This is a genomic window from Arthrobacter sp. alpha11c, from assembly GCF_054149985.1.
Genome location: NZ_CP196747.1, coordinates 3,511,794 through 3,529,004 on the forward strand (window position 1 = coordinate 3,511,794; position 17,211 = coordinate 3,529,004).

General features: G+C 62.3%; 15 protein-coding genes and 1 rRNA gene. All 16 read right to left on the reverse strand.

Annotated features, from left to right (window positions below; genetic code table 11):
• Window positions 1–139: 139 nt before the first annotated feature.
• The 16 genes from ACTAQJ_RS16145 to ACTAQJ_RS16220 all read right to left on the reverse strand — a co-directional run bounded on the left by ACTAQJ_RS16145 (window position 140) and on the right by ACTAQJ_RS16220 (window position 17,134).
• Window positions 140–1,660, reverse strand: a 16S ribosomal RNA gene (locus tag ACTAQJ_RS16145).
• A gap of 855 nt (window positions 1,661–2,515) precedes the next feature.
• On the reverse strand, window positions 2,516–4,000 hold the full coding sequence (locus ACTAQJ_RS16150) for a DHA2 family efflux MFS transporter permease subunit (RefSeq protein WP_498697590.1): 1,485 nt from the start codon (window positions 3,998–4,000) through the stop codon (window positions 2,516–2,518).
• Window positions 4,001–4,116: 116 nt separating this feature from the next.
• A complete protein-coding gene (panC, locus tag ACTAQJ_RS16155; RefSeq protein ID WP_498697591.1) occupies window positions 4,117–5,019 on the reverse strand; it encodes a pantoate--beta-alanine ligase in 903 nt (300 codons plus the stop codon).
• Window positions 5,020–5,024: 5 nt separating this feature from the next.
• A complete protein-coding gene (locus tag ACTAQJ_RS16160; RefSeq protein WP_498697594.1) occupies window positions 5,025–5,933 on the reverse strand; it encodes a Rossmann-like and DUF2520 domain-containing protein in 909 nt (302 codons plus the stop codon).
• The gene (locus ACTAQJ_RS16165) at window positions 5,926–7,440 is read right to left on the reverse strand and encodes a PH domain-containing protein (RefSeq protein WP_498697596.1); all 1,515 of its coding nucleotides are present in this window, start codon (window positions 7,438–7,440) and stop codon (window positions 5,926–5,928) included. Before ACTAQJ_RS16165 ends, ACTAQJ_RS16160 begins: the two co-directional genes overlap by 8 nt.
• Complete coding sequence (locus tag ACTAQJ_RS16170) at window positions 7,437–7,949, reverse strand: PH domain-containing protein (RefSeq protein ID WP_498697598.1); 513 nt, start codon at window positions 7,947–7,949, stop codon at window positions 7,437–7,439. Before ACTAQJ_RS16170 ends, ACTAQJ_RS16165 begins: the two co-directional genes overlap by 4 nt.
• On the reverse strand, window positions 7,930–8,451 hold the full coding sequence (locus ACTAQJ_RS16175; RefSeq protein ID WP_224166000.1) for a DUF3180 domain-containing protein: 522 nt from the start codon (window positions 8,449–8,451) through the stop codon (window positions 7,930–7,932). The genes ACTAQJ_RS16170 and ACTAQJ_RS16175 overlap by 20 nt, the downstream gene beginning before the upstream one ends.
• Before the next feature lie 2 nt (window positions 8,452–8,453).
• Window positions 8,454–8,993 carry a 2-amino-4-hydroxy-6-hydroxymethyldihydropteridine diphosphokinase gene (folK, locus tag ACTAQJ_RS16180; protein WP_498697600.1) on the reverse strand — a complete coding sequence of 180 codons (540 nt, stop codon included), beginning with the start codon at window positions 8,991–8,993 and terminating at the stop codon, window positions 8,454–8,456.
• The gene (gene folB, locus ACTAQJ_RS16185) at window positions 8,990–9,349 is read right to left on the reverse strand and encodes a dihydroneopterin aldolase (RefSeq protein ID WP_216924207.1); all 360 of its coding nucleotides are present in this window, start codon (window positions 9,347–9,349) and stop codon (window positions 8,990–8,992) included. Before folB ends, folK begins: the two co-directional genes overlap by 4 nt.
• Window positions 9,350–9,361: 12 nt before the next feature.
• Window positions 9,362–10,267: a dihydropteroate synthase gene (folP, locus tag ACTAQJ_RS16190; protein WP_498697604.1), complete on the reverse strand. Its 906-nt coding sequence runs from the start codon at window positions 10,265–10,267 to the stop codon at window positions 9,362–9,364.
• Between the two features lie 7 nt (window positions 10,268–10,274).
• On the reverse strand, window positions 10,275–10,907 hold the full coding sequence (folE, locus tag ACTAQJ_RS16195; RefSeq protein WP_431117450.1) for a GTP cyclohydrolase I FolE: 633 nt from the start codon (window positions 10,905–10,907) through the stop codon (window positions 10,275–10,277).
• 10 nt (window positions 10,908–10,917) lie between these two features.
• Window positions 10,918–12,987: an ATP-dependent zinc metalloprotease FtsH gene (ftsH, locus tag ACTAQJ_RS16200; protein ID WP_431117449.1), complete on the reverse strand. Its 2,070-nt coding sequence runs from the start codon at window positions 12,985–12,987 to the stop codon at window positions 10,918–10,920.
• Between the two features lie 166 nt (window positions 12,988–13,153).
• The gene (locus ACTAQJ_RS16205) at window positions 13,154–14,206 is read right to left on the reverse strand and encodes a LacI family DNA-binding transcriptional regulator (RefSeq protein ID WP_498697606.1); all 1,053 of its coding nucleotides are present in this window, start codon (window positions 14,204–14,206) and stop codon (window positions 13,154–13,156) included.
• Window positions 14,207–14,245: 39 nt separating this feature from the next.
• Window positions 14,246–14,797 (reverse strand): hypoxanthine phosphoribosyltransferase, encoded by a 552-nt coding sequence (gene hpt, locus ACTAQJ_RS16210; RefSeq protein WP_216924216.1) that lies wholly within the window; start codon window positions 14,795–14,797, stop codon window positions 14,246–14,248.
• 31 nt (window positions 14,798–14,828) lie between these two features.
• Window positions 14,829–15,887 (reverse strand): tRNA lysidine(34) synthetase TilS, encoded by a 1,059-nt coding sequence (tilS, locus tag ACTAQJ_RS16215; protein ID WP_498702209.1) that lies wholly within the window; start codon window positions 15,885–15,887, stop codon window positions 14,829–14,831.
• A 125-nt stretch (window positions 15,888–16,012) separates the two neighbouring features.
• Window positions 16,013–17,134, reverse strand: coding sequence for a zinc-dependent metalloprotease (locus ACTAQJ_RS16220; RefSeq protein WP_431120086.1), 1,122 nt, complete (start codon window positions 17,132–17,134; stop codon window positions 16,013–16,015).
• Window positions 17,135–17,211 lie beyond the last annotated feature (77 nt).

Below are 17,211 nucleotides of genomic sequence, written 5' to 3' on the forward strand. Positions count from 1 at the left end.
GGCCATGCCAAAAAATTGATTCGTTGATGTTTCCACCCATGAGCACCCACCGCAGAACAGACGCCTGCGCAATGGGCAACACTGACAACCCGTCATCCACCCATGCAGGTGAACAACACAGCTGTTAGCAGCTCCTTAGAAAGGAGGTGATCCAGCCGCACCTTCCGGTACGGCTACCTTGTTACGACTTAGTCCCAATCGCCGGTCCCACCTTCGACGGCTCCCCCCACAAGGGTTAGGCCACCGGCTTCGGGTGTTACCAACTTTCGTGACTTGACGGGCGGTGTGTACAAGGCCCGGGAACGTATTCACCGCAGCGTTGCTGATCTGCGATTACTAGCGACTCCGACTTCATGGGGTCGAGTTGCAGACCCCAATCCGAACTGAGACCGGCTTTTTGGGATTAGCTCCACCTCACAGTATCGCAACCCTTTGTACCGGCCATTGTAGCATGCGTGAAGCCCAAGACATAAGGGGCATGATGATTTGACGTCGTCCCCACCTTCCTCCGAGTTGACCCCGGCAGTCTCCTATGAGTCCCCGCCATAACGCGCTGGCAACATAGAACGAGGGTTGCGCTCGTTGCGGGACTTAACCCAACATCTCACGACACGAGCTGACGACAACCATGCACCACCTGTAAACCGACCGCAAGCGGGGCACCTGTTTCCAGGTCTTTCCGGTTCATGTCAAGCCTTGGTAAGGTTCTTCGCGTTGCATCGAATTAATCCGCATGCTCCGCCGCTTGTGCGGGCCCCCGTCAATTCCTTTGAGTTTTAGCCTTGCGGCCGTACTCCCCAGGCGGGGCACTTAATGCGTTAGCTACGGCGCGGAAAACGTGGAATGTCCCCCACACCTAGTGCCCAACGTTTACGGCATGGACTACCAGGGTATCTAATCCTGTTCGCTCCCCATGCTTTCGCTCCTCAGCGTCAGTTACAGCCCAGAGACCTGCCTTCGCCATCGGTGTTCCTCCTGATATCTGCGCATTTCACCGCTACACCAGGAATTCCAGTCTCCCCTACTGCACTCTAGTCTGCCCGTACCCACTGCAGAACCGGAGTTGAGCCCCGGTCTTTCACAGCAGACGCGACAAACCGCCTACGAGCTCTTTACGCCCAATAATTCCGGATAACGCTTGCGCCCTACGTATTACCGCGGCTGCTGGCACGTAGTTAGCCGGCGCTTCTTCTGCAGGTACCGTCACTTTCGCTTCTTCCCTACTGAAAGAGGTTTACAACCCGAAGGCCGTCATCCCTCACGCGGCGTCGCTGCATCAGGCTTTCGCCCATTGTGCAATATTCCCCACTGCTGCCTCCCGTAGGAGTCTGGGCCGTGTCTCAGTCCCAGTGTGGCCGGTCACCCTCTCAGGCCGGCTACCCGTCGTCGCCTTGGTAGGCCATTACCCCACCAACAAGCTGATAGGCCGCGAGTCCATCCAAAACCACAAAAGCTTTCCACCACCATGACATGCGCCAGATGGTCGTATCCGGTATTAGACCCAGTTTCCCAGGCTTATCCCAGAGTCAAGGGCAGGTTACTCACGTGTTACTCACCCGTTCGCCACTAATCCCCCAGCAAGCTGGGATCATCGTTCGACTTGCATGTGTTAAGCACGCCGCCAGCGTTCATCCTGAGCCAGGATCAAACTCTCCGTTGAAAAATAACAGACACAACCACACCCACCGGAAATAACGGACGGGCGCGGCTGCACAAAATTCGAAACCAGCTGAAAACCAGACCACCACACACGGGGGTGCGCAGCAATCCGGCCATAATTTCAACCAATCAATAAAACAATCGGCATCAACAAACTTGGCACACTATTGAGTTCTCAAACAACAGACACTAACCGGCACCACCGGACCCCTAACAGGGCCACAGGATCGCTCCGGAGCAACTTTTCAAACTTACCCGAATCGGCCGCATGAAGCAAACCGTCCTCAGGTCCCCCCAACCAGGCCAGAGGCGCAAAAAGCACCACCGGAACCCGGCAATTTGAAGGGGATTTCGTCACCATCATTTCCGCATCAGCGGCGGCGACTCAGATAACTTTACACGTGCCATAGCGTCCGAACAAATCAAACCAAACACGGCCCAAAACCCTGTAAACACTGGGGAAACAGCCCGGAAACACCGCAATATCCGCAGAACCGTTGTCCGTGAAGCCGGTCACACAAAGAAGCGGCGGCAATAGCCGCCCTTTGAAGCGGCACCCAGGATCCGCCGTCGGGCCTATCAGCGGCCGGCCGCAATCACCTCACGACGTGAAAGAACATCGGTCCAAACACGTCAGGACGTGAAAGAACGTCGGGTAAAACAGGTCAGGATGTGAGAGAACGTTGGGAAAGGCAAGAGGCTGTTTGGCGGGCATCCGGCAGCGCGCGTCTAAGGGAGGAACGACCGAGCGCGCCGAGGATGCCCGCCAAGCGGCCCGACCCAGCCGCACGGCCGGCCCAGCCGGACCACCCACACGGCCCGGCCTGACCCGCCGAACACTGAGCCCAGCCCGAACTCAGTGACCGCCGTGTCCCGCACCTTCGGTCTTGCGCATCATCGCACCGAGCACCACTGCAGCTCCGGCAATGATGGTTGCCGCCAGGAAGGCGGCCTGCATGCCGGCGACCAAGCCGGAGGATGCGGACACCACGGCGAAGATGGACACGAGCAGCGCAGTGCCAGCGGCACCGGCCACTTGCTGGGCCGTGCTCATGATGGCCGATCCGTGGGAGTACAGGTGCGGAGGCAGCGGGTTCAAGCCAGTAGTGAAGGCGGGCGTGAAGAGGAGTGCCAAGCCGAGGCTCAACGTTACGTGCAGCGCAATCACCCATCCCAGGGCGCTGGCCTGGTCCAGGCGGGAGAACTGCCAGAGCGTCAGGACCATGAGGACTGAACCGGATACGGTTAGCGGCAGTGGACCCACTTTGTCGAAGATCCGTCCGATTACAGGACCCAGCAGACCCATGGCCAAACCGCCGGGCAAGAGTGCCAGGCCGGTTTCCATCGGCTGGAGGTGCAGGGTGTTCTGCAGGTAGAGCGGGAGCAGGATGACGCCACCGAACAGAGCCATCATCGCTACGACCATCAGCAGTGTGGACACCGTGAACATTCGGAAGTTGAAGGCCCGGAGATCCAGGAGCGGCGAGTCTGACTTCTGCAGTTTGAGCTGGCGGAAGACGAACAGCGCCAGGCACACGACTCCTACTACGAGTGCGATGATCGGGACCACCCCGGCGTTGGCGCCACCGATCTGGCTGAGGCCATAGACCAGGCCACCGAAGGCAGGCACCGTGAGGACCACTGAAGTGAAGTCCAAACCAGTCTTCCCGCGCTCCCCCACGTTGGTGAGGTACTTGGCGCCGATCGCCAAGGCAGCCAGTGCTACGGGGAGCACGAACACGAACATGAACCGCCACGAGAAGTGGTCCAGGATGATGCCTGAAACGGTGGGGCCCATAGCGGGAGCGACTGAGATGGCGATGCTGACGTTACCCATGACAGCACCGCGCCGGGACATCGGTACAAGCGTAAGAATGGTGGTCATCAGCAAAGGCAGCATGATGGCCGTGCCACCCGCCTGGACGATTCGCGCCAGGAGCAGCACGGGGAACCCGGGCGCCAGGGCGGCGAGCAGAGTTCCGCCGCTGAAGAGTCCCATCGCGAGCATGAACGAGCCACGGGTGGTCAATCTCTGCAGGATGAACCCGGTGGTCGGAATGACGACTGCCATGGTCAGCATGAAACCGGTGGCGAGCCACTGGACCGTGGGCGCATCCACCTTGAGATCGGTCATCAGCCGCTGGAGCGCCACGTTCATGATGGTCTCGTTGAGGATCACCACGAAGGTGGCCACCAACAAGGTGACAATGACCGTGACGGACTCACGGGACATCTTCGCTGATACAGGAGCCTGCGTGAGTGCTTCCTCTGTGGAGGCAGCACTTGCGGACGCGCCGGAACCGGGCTCGCTGTTGGCGTCGGACGTGACGTCGGTAGACATGAGGATTCCTCAGGTTTGGGCTTGGATTCCGGCGGTCGGTGCCGGTGAAGACAGGAACAGTCTAGACGCCCAAGAGATTCCCGTCAGCAGAAAATCCAAACGTTAGGTATTCAACCTCAGGAATTAAGCGGAACGTTGTCTATCAACCGCACGGGGCCTACCTTGGCGGCAATGATTGCCAGCCCTTCGCCGCGGAATGGAGTTTCCTTGCAGTTCTCCGCCAGCGGCTCAAGAGTGGCTGGATCCACGACGTCGAAATAGTCCAGTTTCACCAGTGGCTGGGATTCAACAAGCGCGACGGCGGAATCCAGGTCCAGCGGTTCATGTGCGTTCGCGCGGGACTCGATAAGGCGCAGAGCGCGTGAGAGCACCAGCGCTGCCTCGCGTTCTTCGTCCGAGAGGAAGCGGTTCCGGCTGGAAAGCGCCAACCCGTCGTCATTACGGACCGTTGGCACGGGCACGATCTCCACAGGGAAGTTCAGATCCGCGACCATCCGCTTCACGAGGGCAAGTTGCTGGGCGTCCTTCTGGCCAAAGTAGGCACGGTAGGCCGGCGTCGAACCGTCCGAAGCTGCACCGCCCGGAATTCCGTAGTGCAGCAACTTGGCAACCACGGTCAGGGCACCGTCGAAGTGTCCCGGGCGTGAGGCGCCTTCCCATTTCCCGCCCAGCGGGCCGGCCGTGACGCGAACCAGCGGTTGGCCGCCGGGGTAGACCTCGTCCACGGAGGGCGCGAAGACCAGATCCACTCCTTCGGCATCCAGGATGGCCATATCGGCCTCAAGCGTGCGGGGATAGCGGTCGAGGTCCACGGCGTCGCCGAACTGGAGGGGATTGACGAAAATCGTGGCTACGACGACGTCGTTCTCTGCCACAGCAGTCCTCGCCAACGCGCCATGTCCGGAATGCAGAGCGCCCATGGTCGGCACCAGGCCCTGGGAACTTCCTCGCTTGGAAGCAAGGAGCCGGGCGCTTTCGGCACGCAGTTCGGCCGCGGTGGTCACGAGTTTGATGGCCATGCTGTTCAGATTCCTTCCGGCGCGGTGGGCTCTGTTCCCAAGGCCTCGCCAATGTCAGTCAGTTGTTCAGGGCGCAGCAGCCCGCGGTTCCCGGCACGCCGGGCCGTTGCCCGGGCCATGGCCTGGTAGGCCTCGAGCACGTCGCCGCCCGCACCGCCGTCGTATTCCTTCAGCGCCTGGGCGTGCGCAGCAACGGTGCCTACGTCGCCACGCGCAACGGGACCGGTCAACGCAGACTCGCCGGACGCAAGAGCGTTCTCCAGCGTGGCCCGCAGCAACGGACCCAGCATGGACTCCGGGGATTCGACGCCGATTTCCCGCAGCAACTGCGACGCCTGCGCAACCAGCGTCACCATGTGGTTGGAGCTGTGCGCGAGGGCCGCGTGGTACAGGGTGCGGTCTGCCTCGGCAATCGCTACCGGCTCGGCACCCATCTCCACAACGAGGGCTTGGGCAATCGGCAACATGGCGGCGTCGGCAGTGACTCCGAACGTGCAATCCATGAGGCGGGTCAGGTCAAGGCTCATGCCGGTGAAAGTCATGGCAGGATGCATCGCAAGCGGAATGGCACCCGCCGTGCGGATCGGTTGCAGGATCCCAACGCCGAAACGGCCGGAGGTATGCGCCACCAGTTGACCCGGTTGCCAGGCACCAAGCTTCGCGAGTCCCTCAACAAGCTCACCGAGGGCATCGTCCGGAACGGCAAGCAGCACCAGTTCCGAGCGCTCCACGATGTCCTGGATCCCAAGGATCGGGACTCCAGGCAGCAGCGTCTCCGCCCGCTCGCGGCTCGATTCGGATACCGCAGAAACCCCGACGACGGCGTGCTCGGCCGCGCGCAAGGCGGCGCCCAGGACGGCACCCACCTTTCCGGCACCGATGATGCCGACTCCGAGTCTTCCTGGCCTAACCATGCTGGGGGTCCTCCTGTGTGGGTGCTTGCGGTAGTGATTGGGGTGGAGCCTGGCCGCTTACCTGCGCAAGCCATTGCTCGCTGGTCTGCCGCTTTCTCGCCTCGCGGGCACGGGCAGCCTGCTGGTCGAAAAGCTGCACAGCCTGCTCCACGTCGGCCTGATAGAGGCGTGGCACCACAGGTCCCGCCGTGGTGTGGAGGATCAGATCAGCCACACCAAAACGCCGCGCGAGGGGACCTTGCTGCAAGGCCATGGACTGTGTGCGCTGATGGGGAACCAGGACCAAGGTGCGCCACCATCGGCCGGATCGAATCAACAATGCCGTTCGCGTGGCCAGGAAACCGTTGCGCCGCCAGCCCAGCAGTGCCAGGAGCCGGGCGCGGCGCGGAGTCGTGACGAAACCATCCGTGGAGGTAGACCCAGCCAACCCCTCAAGCCCGGAAGTGAACACCCGTTCCGGATCCTCAACACCCGGGTCCGGCAGCACGAGGGACAGCATCCGCATGACGTCCGGCTTCATGCCCACCGGCAGCAACGTGGTCCGGGCAGCGTTCTCATTGCCTGCCGCTCCACCGTAACCGGCCACATTAACTTGCATGCGGTACCAGCCGAAGATCCTCCAAATGGGCGGCTGCGTGACTTTCAGCGCCTGTATCCGGCCCGGGGGCAAGGTCTGGGCTTGGGTGTCCAGGAGCCCGTAGCGCAGCCGGATCCCGTCAGGGGAGATCGCGGCGGTGAAGTTGTAGCCCTTGTTGAATGAGCTCCAATAAGCAGCGCCGATGCCCAGCACGGCCGGGATCAGCGCCAGGAAGATCGCGCTGTTTTCGGTGTAGACGGAGATGGCTATGGATGCCACGGCACCGAGCAGGATACCGACGGTTTGCTCGCTCAGCAGGAGCGAACCAATAAGCCGGGAAGGTGGCACGGACAAGACAACGTGCTCCGGCGCTTCGGGGATTTCTTCCGCAGTCTCCGGTCCACTCACCACGCCGGCGGCACGGGCAAGGATAGTGGCGCGCAACTGTTTGGCTTGGGCCAGCGGAAGGTAAGCGAGCCGCACGGCCGATTCTCCGGCGTCGGCGACTTCAAACTTGAGTTCAGCGAGGCCAAAAATCCTCGCCAAAAGGGGCTGCACGATGTCGATCGCCTGGACGCGGTCCAGCCGCGCCTGCCGCTGCTGCTTGAACACGAAGCCGGTGTTGACCCGGACATAGCCCTCGGCCACCTGATAGCGCGTGAAATACCAGCTCAGGATGAACCCACCCACGGTCAGGAGAAGCACAATGCCCCCACCGGCCAACAGCCAGGGCACCCTTCCATTGAGGTTGGGATCGAGGATGTCGCGGCCCTGAAGTATGCGTTCAAAGGCGTCGCGACCGAAAAAGTATCCGACGGCGGCCAGCGCCACCCAGCCGCGCACGAACGGCGACGCTGGATGCACGCGCCGCCAGTCGCCGTCGTCGGTTTTAGCCGGGAGGCCCACGGTGGCGCTACCCTCCGGGCTCACAGCCCGGCCAGCCTGGCTTCTCCACGTGCCGAGAGCTGTTCACGCAGCCGTGCGCCTTCTTCGGCAGGAAGCCCGGGAAGGTATGCGCTGGTTCCGGCGGAGGCCGTGTGGAGTTTCAAAGTACAGAGTCCCAGCCCACGTTCCACCGGACCAACAGACACATCCACGTACTGCATGCGTCCATACGGGACCACCATGGTGCGCTGGAAAAAGATGCCACGGCGGATGAGGAGATCGTCATCGCGCTCCGCGTAGCCGATTGCGCGGACTTGGCGCGGAATCAGCACGAGCCGCCACAGCGCCAGAACGAGCATCACCGCAGGTACCGTGATGGCGAGCCACAGCGGAGGCCACCGCCACCAACCCAGCTGCACAAATATGAGGGGAAGGCTGAGGATCGCCACCATCACCAGGTTTCCGATGGCCCACTCCACCAAGCGGACCGTGACGTACTTCGGGGAGACCCGCAGCCACTGGACGCCGGGAGGGTCAATCGCCTCGGTATGCATACTCGCCTTCGCCTTTTGCTTCCCCGCGGCGGGTTTCCGGTCCAGGGGTGCCACCTTCGAGGTCTTCCGGTGGGATCCGGCAGAACCTCTCGACCACCAGGCCGACGACCACCATCACCACTCCACCACCGCCCATCAGGACAGCGTTCCACAGGATGCCTTCACCACTGCGCAAGGTTCCGATTCGCAGAAGGTCAAAGGAGATGCCAGCATGCCAGCCCAGAAGGAGCGTCCCTGCATATGCGCAGGCCTGGGCAAGAATCAGCGTCCTGGCGGCCAGGATCGGGTTGAGCAGGTTCTTCTTCTTGCCGTTGCGCCACCGCAGCACCCGGATTCCCATGATCAGGGTGAGCACGGCGATGACGCCCATGGTGACCAGTGCGGAAACCGGAAGCACGGGTGTGGGCATGCTGAAGCGGTTGGTTGCCGCCGTGGCCAGCCAACCGATGGCGGCAGCGATGATGGCGATGATGACCAGGACCGCGGGGCGCATGGGCTTCACTGCTACTCCACCGCTCCCGTGGCAGGAACACCGGCGACGTCGCCGTAGCCGTCGAAGCGACGGATGTCGGGCATGTCGTCAGCTGCGGCTGCCAACTCTGCAACGCTCTGCCCGTTCAGTTGGGCGCTCGGCTCCAGCAGAGACCACGGGTACAGGACAAAGGCCCGTTCGGCCGCCCTCGGATGAGGCAGGGTCAGGACGGGGTCGTCGCTGACCACATCACCGAAAACGATGATGTCCACGTCCAGGGTCCGCGGACCCCAACGCACTTCGCGGGTGCGGTGGTGCTTCTGCTCGACGTCGTGGCAGTGCTGCAGCAGCTCAAGGGGACTGAGCGTTGTCTCGACTGCCATGACCATGTTCAGGAAATCGGGTTGGCCTTCCGGGCCGCCGACTGCCTTGGTCTGGACAACCGGAGATACTCCAAGGAGCCTCACGTCCGGTGGGTCCACAAGATCGGCGACGGCGGTGGAGAGGGTGTCGTTCCGCTCACCAAGGTTGCTGCCGAGGGCCAGGATCGCTTTGGTGTATCCGGAGTTCATGATCGCTCCCTGTGGACACTCACAGTGACATCGCCGAACGGAACCTCGATGGGCGCCTTCGGCTTGTGGACGGTGACATCCACTGCGGCCACGTTGTAATTGGCGAGGATGCCATCGGCGATCCTCACGGCCAAACCTTCAATCAGGTTCAGCGGCTCGCCCTCGATGTGCGAGGTAATGAGCTCAGCCACCTCGCCATAGTGCGCGGTGTACTGGAGGTCATCCGTCTCCGCAGCCTTGCTGAAGTCAGTATGGAGGACGGCGTCCACGACGAACGGCTGGCCGTCCCGGCGCTCGAAATCGAACACTCCGTGATGGCCGACGGCGGTGACACCGGTCAGCGTGATCCTGTCCACAAGGTCCTCCGGTCAGCGGGCGATTCGAGCGGCAACCTTGACGGCGTCAAGGCTTGGACCGACGTCGTGGACGCGGACAGCCCAGGCGCCCTTCGCGGCGCTCAAAGCAGTGATGGCTGCGGTGGCGGCATCCCGCTCCAGCGGCGCGGCCGACTTGCCGGCAACAGTCAGAAGCGAGCCGAGGAACCGCTTGCGCGACGCAGCCACCATGACCTTGTGTCCGAGTCCGAACAGCTTGTCCAGGTTCTTGAGGATTTCCCAGTTCTGGCCCTCGTTTTTGGAGAAGCCAATCCCGGGGTCAACGATGATCTGCTCGGGAGCGACGCCTGCTGCATAAAGTTTGTCGCGAACCCCCTTGAGCTCGGCCACGACGTCTTCGGTGACGTCGTTGTACTCGGTGAGGCTGTCCATGGTGCGGGCATCGCCACGACGATGCGTGAGGATGTATGGAACCTTGGTCCGTGCCACGAGCTCGGGCATGTCCGGCTCGATGGTCAGCCCTGAGACGTCGTTGATGATCGCGGCACCGGCTTCCACCGCAGCAGCCGCCGTTGACGTGTGCATCGTATCGATGCTCACCAGCGCGCCTGCCTTGACCAGCGCCTGGATCACCGGGAGGACCCTGCGCTGCTCTTCTTCAGGGGAAACAGGTTCGGCGCCGGAGCGGGTGGACTCGCCACCGACGTCGATGATGTCCGCACCGGCGTAGAACATACGCAGGCCGAGTGCGATTGCGGTGTCCGGCGTGCGGTGGGTGCCGCCGTCGCTAAAGGAATCCGGGGTGACATTGAGAATTCCCATAACGAGCGTGCGGTCCGTTGGCAGGTCCTCAAACCTGGCCGCGGGCCTCGGCTTGCGGAGAATCGGCAGTGGGCTTGTGGCCGGGCCGGTTCCGGGTGCTGCAGCGAGGGAATCCATATATTGCTTACCTTCCGAGTATGAGGCTCATGGCCTCGGCGCGGGTGGCCGGGTCATGGAGCTGACCGCGCACCGCGCTGGTGACAGTCTTGGCGCCGGGCTTGCGGATGCCGCGCATGGACATGCACATGTGTTCGCATTCGATGACGACAATCGCGCCGCGCGGGTTCAGGTGCTTAACCAGTGCCTCAACGATCTGCGTGGTGAGCCGCTCCTGCACCTGCGGCCGGCGCGCATAAATATCCACCAAACGGGCCAGCTTGCTCAGGCCCGTCACCTTGCCGTCATGTGACGGAATATAACCAACATGAGCGACGCCGTGGAACGGCACCAGATGGTGTTCGCACGTCGAGTAGAAGGGGATGTCCTTCACGAGGACAAGCTCTTCATGGTCAAGGTCAAACGTGGTGGACAGGACATCCGCCGGGTGCTGGTGCAGGCCCGCGAAGACCTCAGCATAGGCCTTGGCAACGCGCTTGGGCGTGTCATGCAGGCCCCCGCGATCAGGGTCTTCACCGATGGCGAGCAGGATCTCACGTACTGCTGCTTCAATGCGCGGGCGGTCTACTTTGTGGCCCCGCTTACCGTCCACGGCTGAGTCGTGGGCGGCGGCGAGGTCGTCGTCGTCGAAATGAGTCACAGCAGAAAGCTTAGCCGTGAAGCGGAGAGTCGTTGCCGCCGTCGGGTCCCGGTGACTGGAATGACTCCTGGCTGCTGACGCCCTGGGCGTGCGGGGCTACCGCGTCCAGCGGTTCATCCAGGCGTGCCTTCTTGGCCTCTTCCTGGGCCTCGCGCTCGGCTTTCTCAGCGCGCGACTCCACGGGCGGAATCGACTGGACTGGGCGGGACTCCTTGGACAGCCAGATTTCACGGAAATCGCGCTTGCGGATGTCGTGGAAGATCTCGGCGATCTCGGCCTGGTTGAGGGTTTCGCGCTCAAGCAGCTCCAGTGCCAGCCGATCGAGGACATCGCGGTTTTCGGTGAGGATGGCGTAAGCCTCGTCGTGCGCCTGATCGATCAGGCGACGCACTTCCTCGTCCACAACGTAGGCGATCTGGTCCGAGAAGTTGCGCTCCTGCGCGGCGTCGCGGCCGAGGAACGGCTCGCCACCACCCTGGCCGAGCTTCACTGCACCAACGCGTTCGCTCATACCGTATTGGGTGACCATCTTCCGGGCCGTTGACGTGGCCTTCTCGATGTCGTTGGACGCACCGGTGGACGGGTCATGGAACACGATTTCCTCGGCAACGCGGCCACCCATGGCGTACGCCATCTGGTCCAGAAGTTCGTTACGGGTAACCGAGTACTTGTCATCCTCAGGAATCACCATGGTGTACCCAAGGGCACGGCCACGGGGAAGGATGGTGATCTTGGTGACCGGCGCGGAGTTTCGCAGCGCGGCCGCAACCAGTGCGTGGCCACCTTCGTGGTACGCGGTGATCTTGCGCTCGAGTTCCTTCATGACGCGGCTGCGCTTCTGCGGGCCTGCCATGACGCGGTCGATTGCCTCGTCCAGGGCGCGGTCATCGATCAGGTTGGCATTTGAACGCGCAGTCAACAGCGCAGCTTCGTTCAGAACGTTGGCCAGGTCTGCACCCGTGTAGCCGGGAGTCTTCTTGGCGACACCCCTGAGGTCGATGCCCGGGGCCATCGGCTTGCCCTTGGCGTGGACGTTAAGGATCTGTTCGCGGCCGATCATATCCGGGGCTTCCACGGTGATCTGGCGGTCGAAACGACCCGGGCGCAGCAGCGCGGGGTCCAGGACGTCAGGACGGTTGGTCGCCGCGATGAGGATGACGTTGGTCTTGACGTCGAAGCCGTCCATCTCAACGAGGAGCTGGTTCAAGGTCTGCTCGCGCTCATCGTTACCGCCGCCGATACCCGCACCGCGGTGACGGCCAACGGCGTCGATTTCATCAACGAAGATGATGGCAGGGGAGCTTGCTTTGGCCTGTTCGAAAAGGTCGCGAACACGGGAAGCACCAACACCGACGAACATTTCAACGAAGTCCGAGCCGGATATGGAGAAGAAGGGAACGCCTGCCTCGCCGGCAACAGCGCGGGCCAGCAGCGTCTTACCTGTACCTGGAGGGCCGTAGAGCAGTACACCCTTGGGGATCTTGGCGCCAACAGCCTGGAACTTTGCCGGTTCCTGGAGGAACTCCTTGATTTCCTGGAGCTCTTCCACGGCTTCGTCAGCACCGGCGACGTCTGAGAAGGTCACCTGGGGCATGTCCTTGTTGACCAGCTTGGCCTTGGACTTGCCGAACTGCATCACCTTGGAGCCGCCACCCTGCATGCGGGAAAGCAGGAACCAGAACAGGACACCAAGCAACAGCACGGGGATGAGCAAGGAGAACAGTCCGGAGAACCAGTTGTTCTCGACCGGCTGGTCAGTGAAGCCCTTGTCCGGGTTGGCGCTGGTGACAGCCTTGACGACGTCCGGGCCACGGTCCGTGACATAGAAGAACTGGACGTTCTTGCCCTTGTCCTGGCCATCAATATTCAGGTTGTCTTTGAGTACCAAGTCAACGCGGTTCTCGGCGTCGAAAATCTTGGCCTGCTCCACCTTGCCGCTTTGCGCGAGGAGCTCGAGGCCGTCCTTGGTGTCAATACGTGTGGAACCGCCCGGAGCCAGCGTTGCGAATGCCACCAGGAGCAAGCCGACGACGACAACAATCCAGATGCCCGGGCCCTTGAAGAAACTCTTAGCTTTCATCTGATCGGGGTTTTGCCCCGTCCCTCCTGGTAGTGCTGCGAGGCGCAACTTCTGCGCGCGAATGGTGCTGCTTCAGTTTCTAGCTATACACCGTTCCCAGTTATTCACGCACTGGATTGCTCAAAAGTTCCCTCTGGGCGTACACAGGATACTCGCCTACGCCGCGCTAGGACAGCCCCGGGTGGGGACTCGTGATGGATTCGCGGGTCACCAGGGGACACTCCAGAATCGTTGGCTTGGCTGCGAGGACGGCGAGGTCCGCCTTGCCCTCGATGGCATCGATCAGGCGTTCAGTGGCCCATGCACCCATCTCGTAGTGGGGCAACGCCACTGTTGTCAGGCCAGGGTAGAGGTTGGCCGCGATGAGTTCCTGGTCGTCGAAACCCACCATGGACAGTTCATTGGGAATGCCGATTCCTAGCTCAGCCGCTGCACGGTAGGCACCCATTGCCATGCGGTCGTTGTAGCAGAACAGTCCCGTGGGCCGGTCCTTTCGCTTGAACATCCGCAAGGCGGCAACATAGCCGCCCAGCACCTCCGAAAGTTCGGACTCCACAGGTGCGGCAGCGCCGTCGAGCCCTGCTTCGTCCAACGCGTTCCGGAAACCACGCAAGCGGTCCCGCGTAGCCGGGACGTCATCGGTGTTGTTCAGGAAACCGATCCGGCGGTGGCCGGCATCCAAGAGGCTTTGCACGGCGACCCTTGCCCCGCCCTCTTCGTCGGGGACTACCGAAGCGACGCTTCCTGCCAGGCTTTCGGAGTCCACAAGCACCGCGGGAATTGAGCTCAGGTTTTCCGGCAGGGTGATCTCGCGGTGGTACATGGTGGCATACAGGATGCCATCCACGCGCCGCTCGAGGAGGGCCTCGACGTCGGCCTGCCGGGACTGGTCACTCGCCGCACCTGAGGTGTTGATGATCATCAGGTTGTAGCCCCGCGCCCTGGCGGCCTCATCCGCACCCAGGATGATTCGCCCTGCGTGTGGCGTGGTGGCGATATCCTCGCTGACCAGACCCAGCATCCCTGTCCGTTGCGTGCGCAGGGCCTGAGCCAGCCGGTTTGGGCCATAGCCGAGACGTTCCGCCGTGGCTTTGACCTTTTCCCGTGTTTCCAGGCTGATGCGGGCGTAGGCGACGTCATTCAGGACGTGGGAAACAGTGGTGACAGACACGCCGGCGGCAACTGCTACGTCCTTGATGCCAATGCTCTTGTTCGTCAACCGGGTCCCACGTCCTTGTGTTTGCCTGAAAGGGCGAGGTTACTCGTAAACGTGCGGGGCCAGCGTGCCCACGAAGTCCAGGTTGCGGTACTTCTCGGCGTAGTCCAGGCCATAGCCCACAACGAACTCGTTGGGGATGTCGTAGCCGACGTATTTGACGTCGATCTCCACCTTGGCGGCGGTCGGCTTACGGAAAGCGGTGCAGATCTCAACGCTGGCCGTACCCCGGGATTCGAGGTTGGACTTGAGCCATGAAAGTGTCAGGCCGGAGTCGATGATGTCCTCGACGATCAGCACGTCCTTGCCCATGAGGTCGGTATCGAGGTCCTTGAGGATACGTACAACACCGGAGGATTGGGTGCCGGAACCGTAGGAAGAAACAGCCATCCAGTCCATGCTGACGTGGCTGTGCAAGGCACGCGCCAGGTCCGCCATGACCATCACGGCACCCTTGAGGACACCGACGATCAGCAGTTCGCGGCCTTCGTAGTCCTTGTCGATCTGCGCCGCCAGTTCAGCGATGCGAGTTTGGATCTGCTCTTTGGTGTAAAGAACGTGCTTGAGATCTGCCTGGACGTCGTTTGAATCCACCAATGGCTCCTGTTTTGATGCTCGGGTGCGGCTACTGTTGGGGCGATTTCTGATGCCGGAATACTAGCTTCCCACAGCGTGCGGCCTCGCGGGGACCGCCGGTGGCCGAAGCACCGGACTCGGGACCGCCGGAGGCAGCCCGTTCCTGCTCCAAATCGCTGAGGGACAAGCGGTAGACACTGACGTGGCCGGGAAGTTCCACAGGGCCGGCAGAACCCTGGCGGCGAAGCAGCGCTTCCGCGGCTTGGAGCCGCCCGTACCCGGGTTGTTGGCCCCCGACGTCGGCAGCGGCCTTCGCGATGACGCGGAACCTCAGCGCCGCGGGAAGTCCGCGGACGGCGTCCTCCGGCAACCACGCGCCGTCGTCTGTTCGCTCCACCAGCGAGAGATACGTCTCGTTTGCAAGATCCTCAAGGAAATCGGCGTCCTGCTGCAGGATTGCGGCTGTCCGTGCCAAAGATTCGGCAACGCCTGGGCCCAGCTTTTCTTCGAGGACCGGCATGACCTCGACGCGTGTTCGCGAGCGCGCAAAAGCCGAATCACTGTTGCTCGGGTCATGCCACGGCTCCAGTTCCTCGACCTCGCAGATTTCCAGGGTCTCTTCCCGCCTTAGGCCCAGGAAGGGCCTAAGCAGGCGTCCTCGGGCGGGCCTCATGCCGGCCAAAGAACGGGTTCCCGAGCCACGGGCCAGGCCCAGGAGCACCTGTTCGGCTTGGTCATCCAAGGTGTGCCCGAGGAGGATTCGATCGCAATCAAGGTCATCGGCTGCGGTTTCGAGTGCTGCATGCCGGGCATCGCGGGCTGCAGCTTCCGGCCCGAATCCGGTGGACGCGACTTCTACCGTACGCACTTCCACAGGTGAGACGCCCAGTTCCCTCAAGACCGCTGCCGTCCGGGAAGCTACGTCTGCCGAGCCAGCCTGAAGTTGGTGGTCAACAACCACGCCTGCCACGGAAATGGGATGCCCGTCCACATGGCCGCGCCGGGCGAAGTATCCAGCCACCGCGGCGAGCGCAAGTGAATCCGGGCCTCCGCTGCAGGCTACGAGAACACGTTCCGGGTAACCCGCAGCGGCCAAGGCGTTCTGCAACTGCTTCCGTGCCTTGCCGACGACAGGCGCCAAACGGCCGGGCCGGCGTCGGCCCTTGCCTGTCGCTCCATTGTCAGGACCACTGCTGGAACCACCATCTGAGGCGGCATCAAATACGGGTGCGCTCAAAGCCCCATCCGCTCGAGCCACATCCTGGAATTGTGGATCTCTTCCTCGGTGGGGAGGTTTTCGGCAGACTCCCACACTCGGTTGAAGCCTTCCATGCCGCCCACCTCAACAACCTCGCGCACGAACTTTGCGCCGTCTGTGTACTGGCGCATCTTGGCATCGAGACCGAGGAGGTTACGAATAAACTTCTCGATGATGCCGCGGTCCTTGCCGCGATCATTGAACCGCTGGCGAATCGTCTTCACGGACGGGACGATGCTGGAATCCACGGCATCCATCACCACATTGGCATGACCTTCGAGGAGGCTCATGACGGCAGTGATGTGGGACAGGGAAGCCTTCTCCTCGGGATCCTGCAGCAGGTCCAGAATTGCGCCCCGGCTTGGCACGTTCCCCGATGCAGCGCGGTCCTTCAGGGATTTGGCCACCGCGGCTGCCCGTTCAACCAGGGAATCCATGTTGCCCAGAAGATGACTGCTGAGCTTTTCGATTTCGGCGAGCATGTGGTCCCGCAGCCACGGTGCTGCGGCGAACTGAACGCGGTGGGTTTGTTCGTGGAGGCATACCCAGAGCCTGAAGTCGTCCGGGTGCACGTTGAGTTCGCGTTCCACCGAGATGATGTTGGGTGCAACAAGGAGCAGCCGGCCGCCCGAAGGAACGTTGGCGTCCGGGGCCAAGGCCGCGAACGGATCGTATTGGCCCAGGACTTTACTGGACAGGAAAGCAAGGATGGCGCCAAGTTGGCTGCCGGTGATGGCTCCACTGGCCGCGGCGGCAGCAGGTGTCAGGGACAGGCTGCTGCGGGACTCCAGCATTTTCTCCAGGACAGGCTGGAGCATGACGGAGAAGCTCTGGGTGTTGGCCTTGGACCACGAGGCACGGTCCACCACGAGAACGTGCGAATCCCGCAGGTCCCGCGCGGCTTCAAGCCCGGTGATGTCATGGACATGCGGCACGGAGATATCGGCGTTGAAGCGCAGGTTCTCCACCGCCTTGCCGATTTCCCCGGCGCTCATCGCGGGACCGGGCGGGGTAAGCCGGGCAGCCGTGGAGGCGGCCAGGTCCCAATTGATCAGGGACGGGGCCCCTGCTGACGAATCTCGGGCAGATGACACCATACGGTCCATCACACCACATGAGGCTGGCAATGGGCCTTTAAGTTCGCTCCGCGCGGAGCGACGGGAGTTTGCTGTTC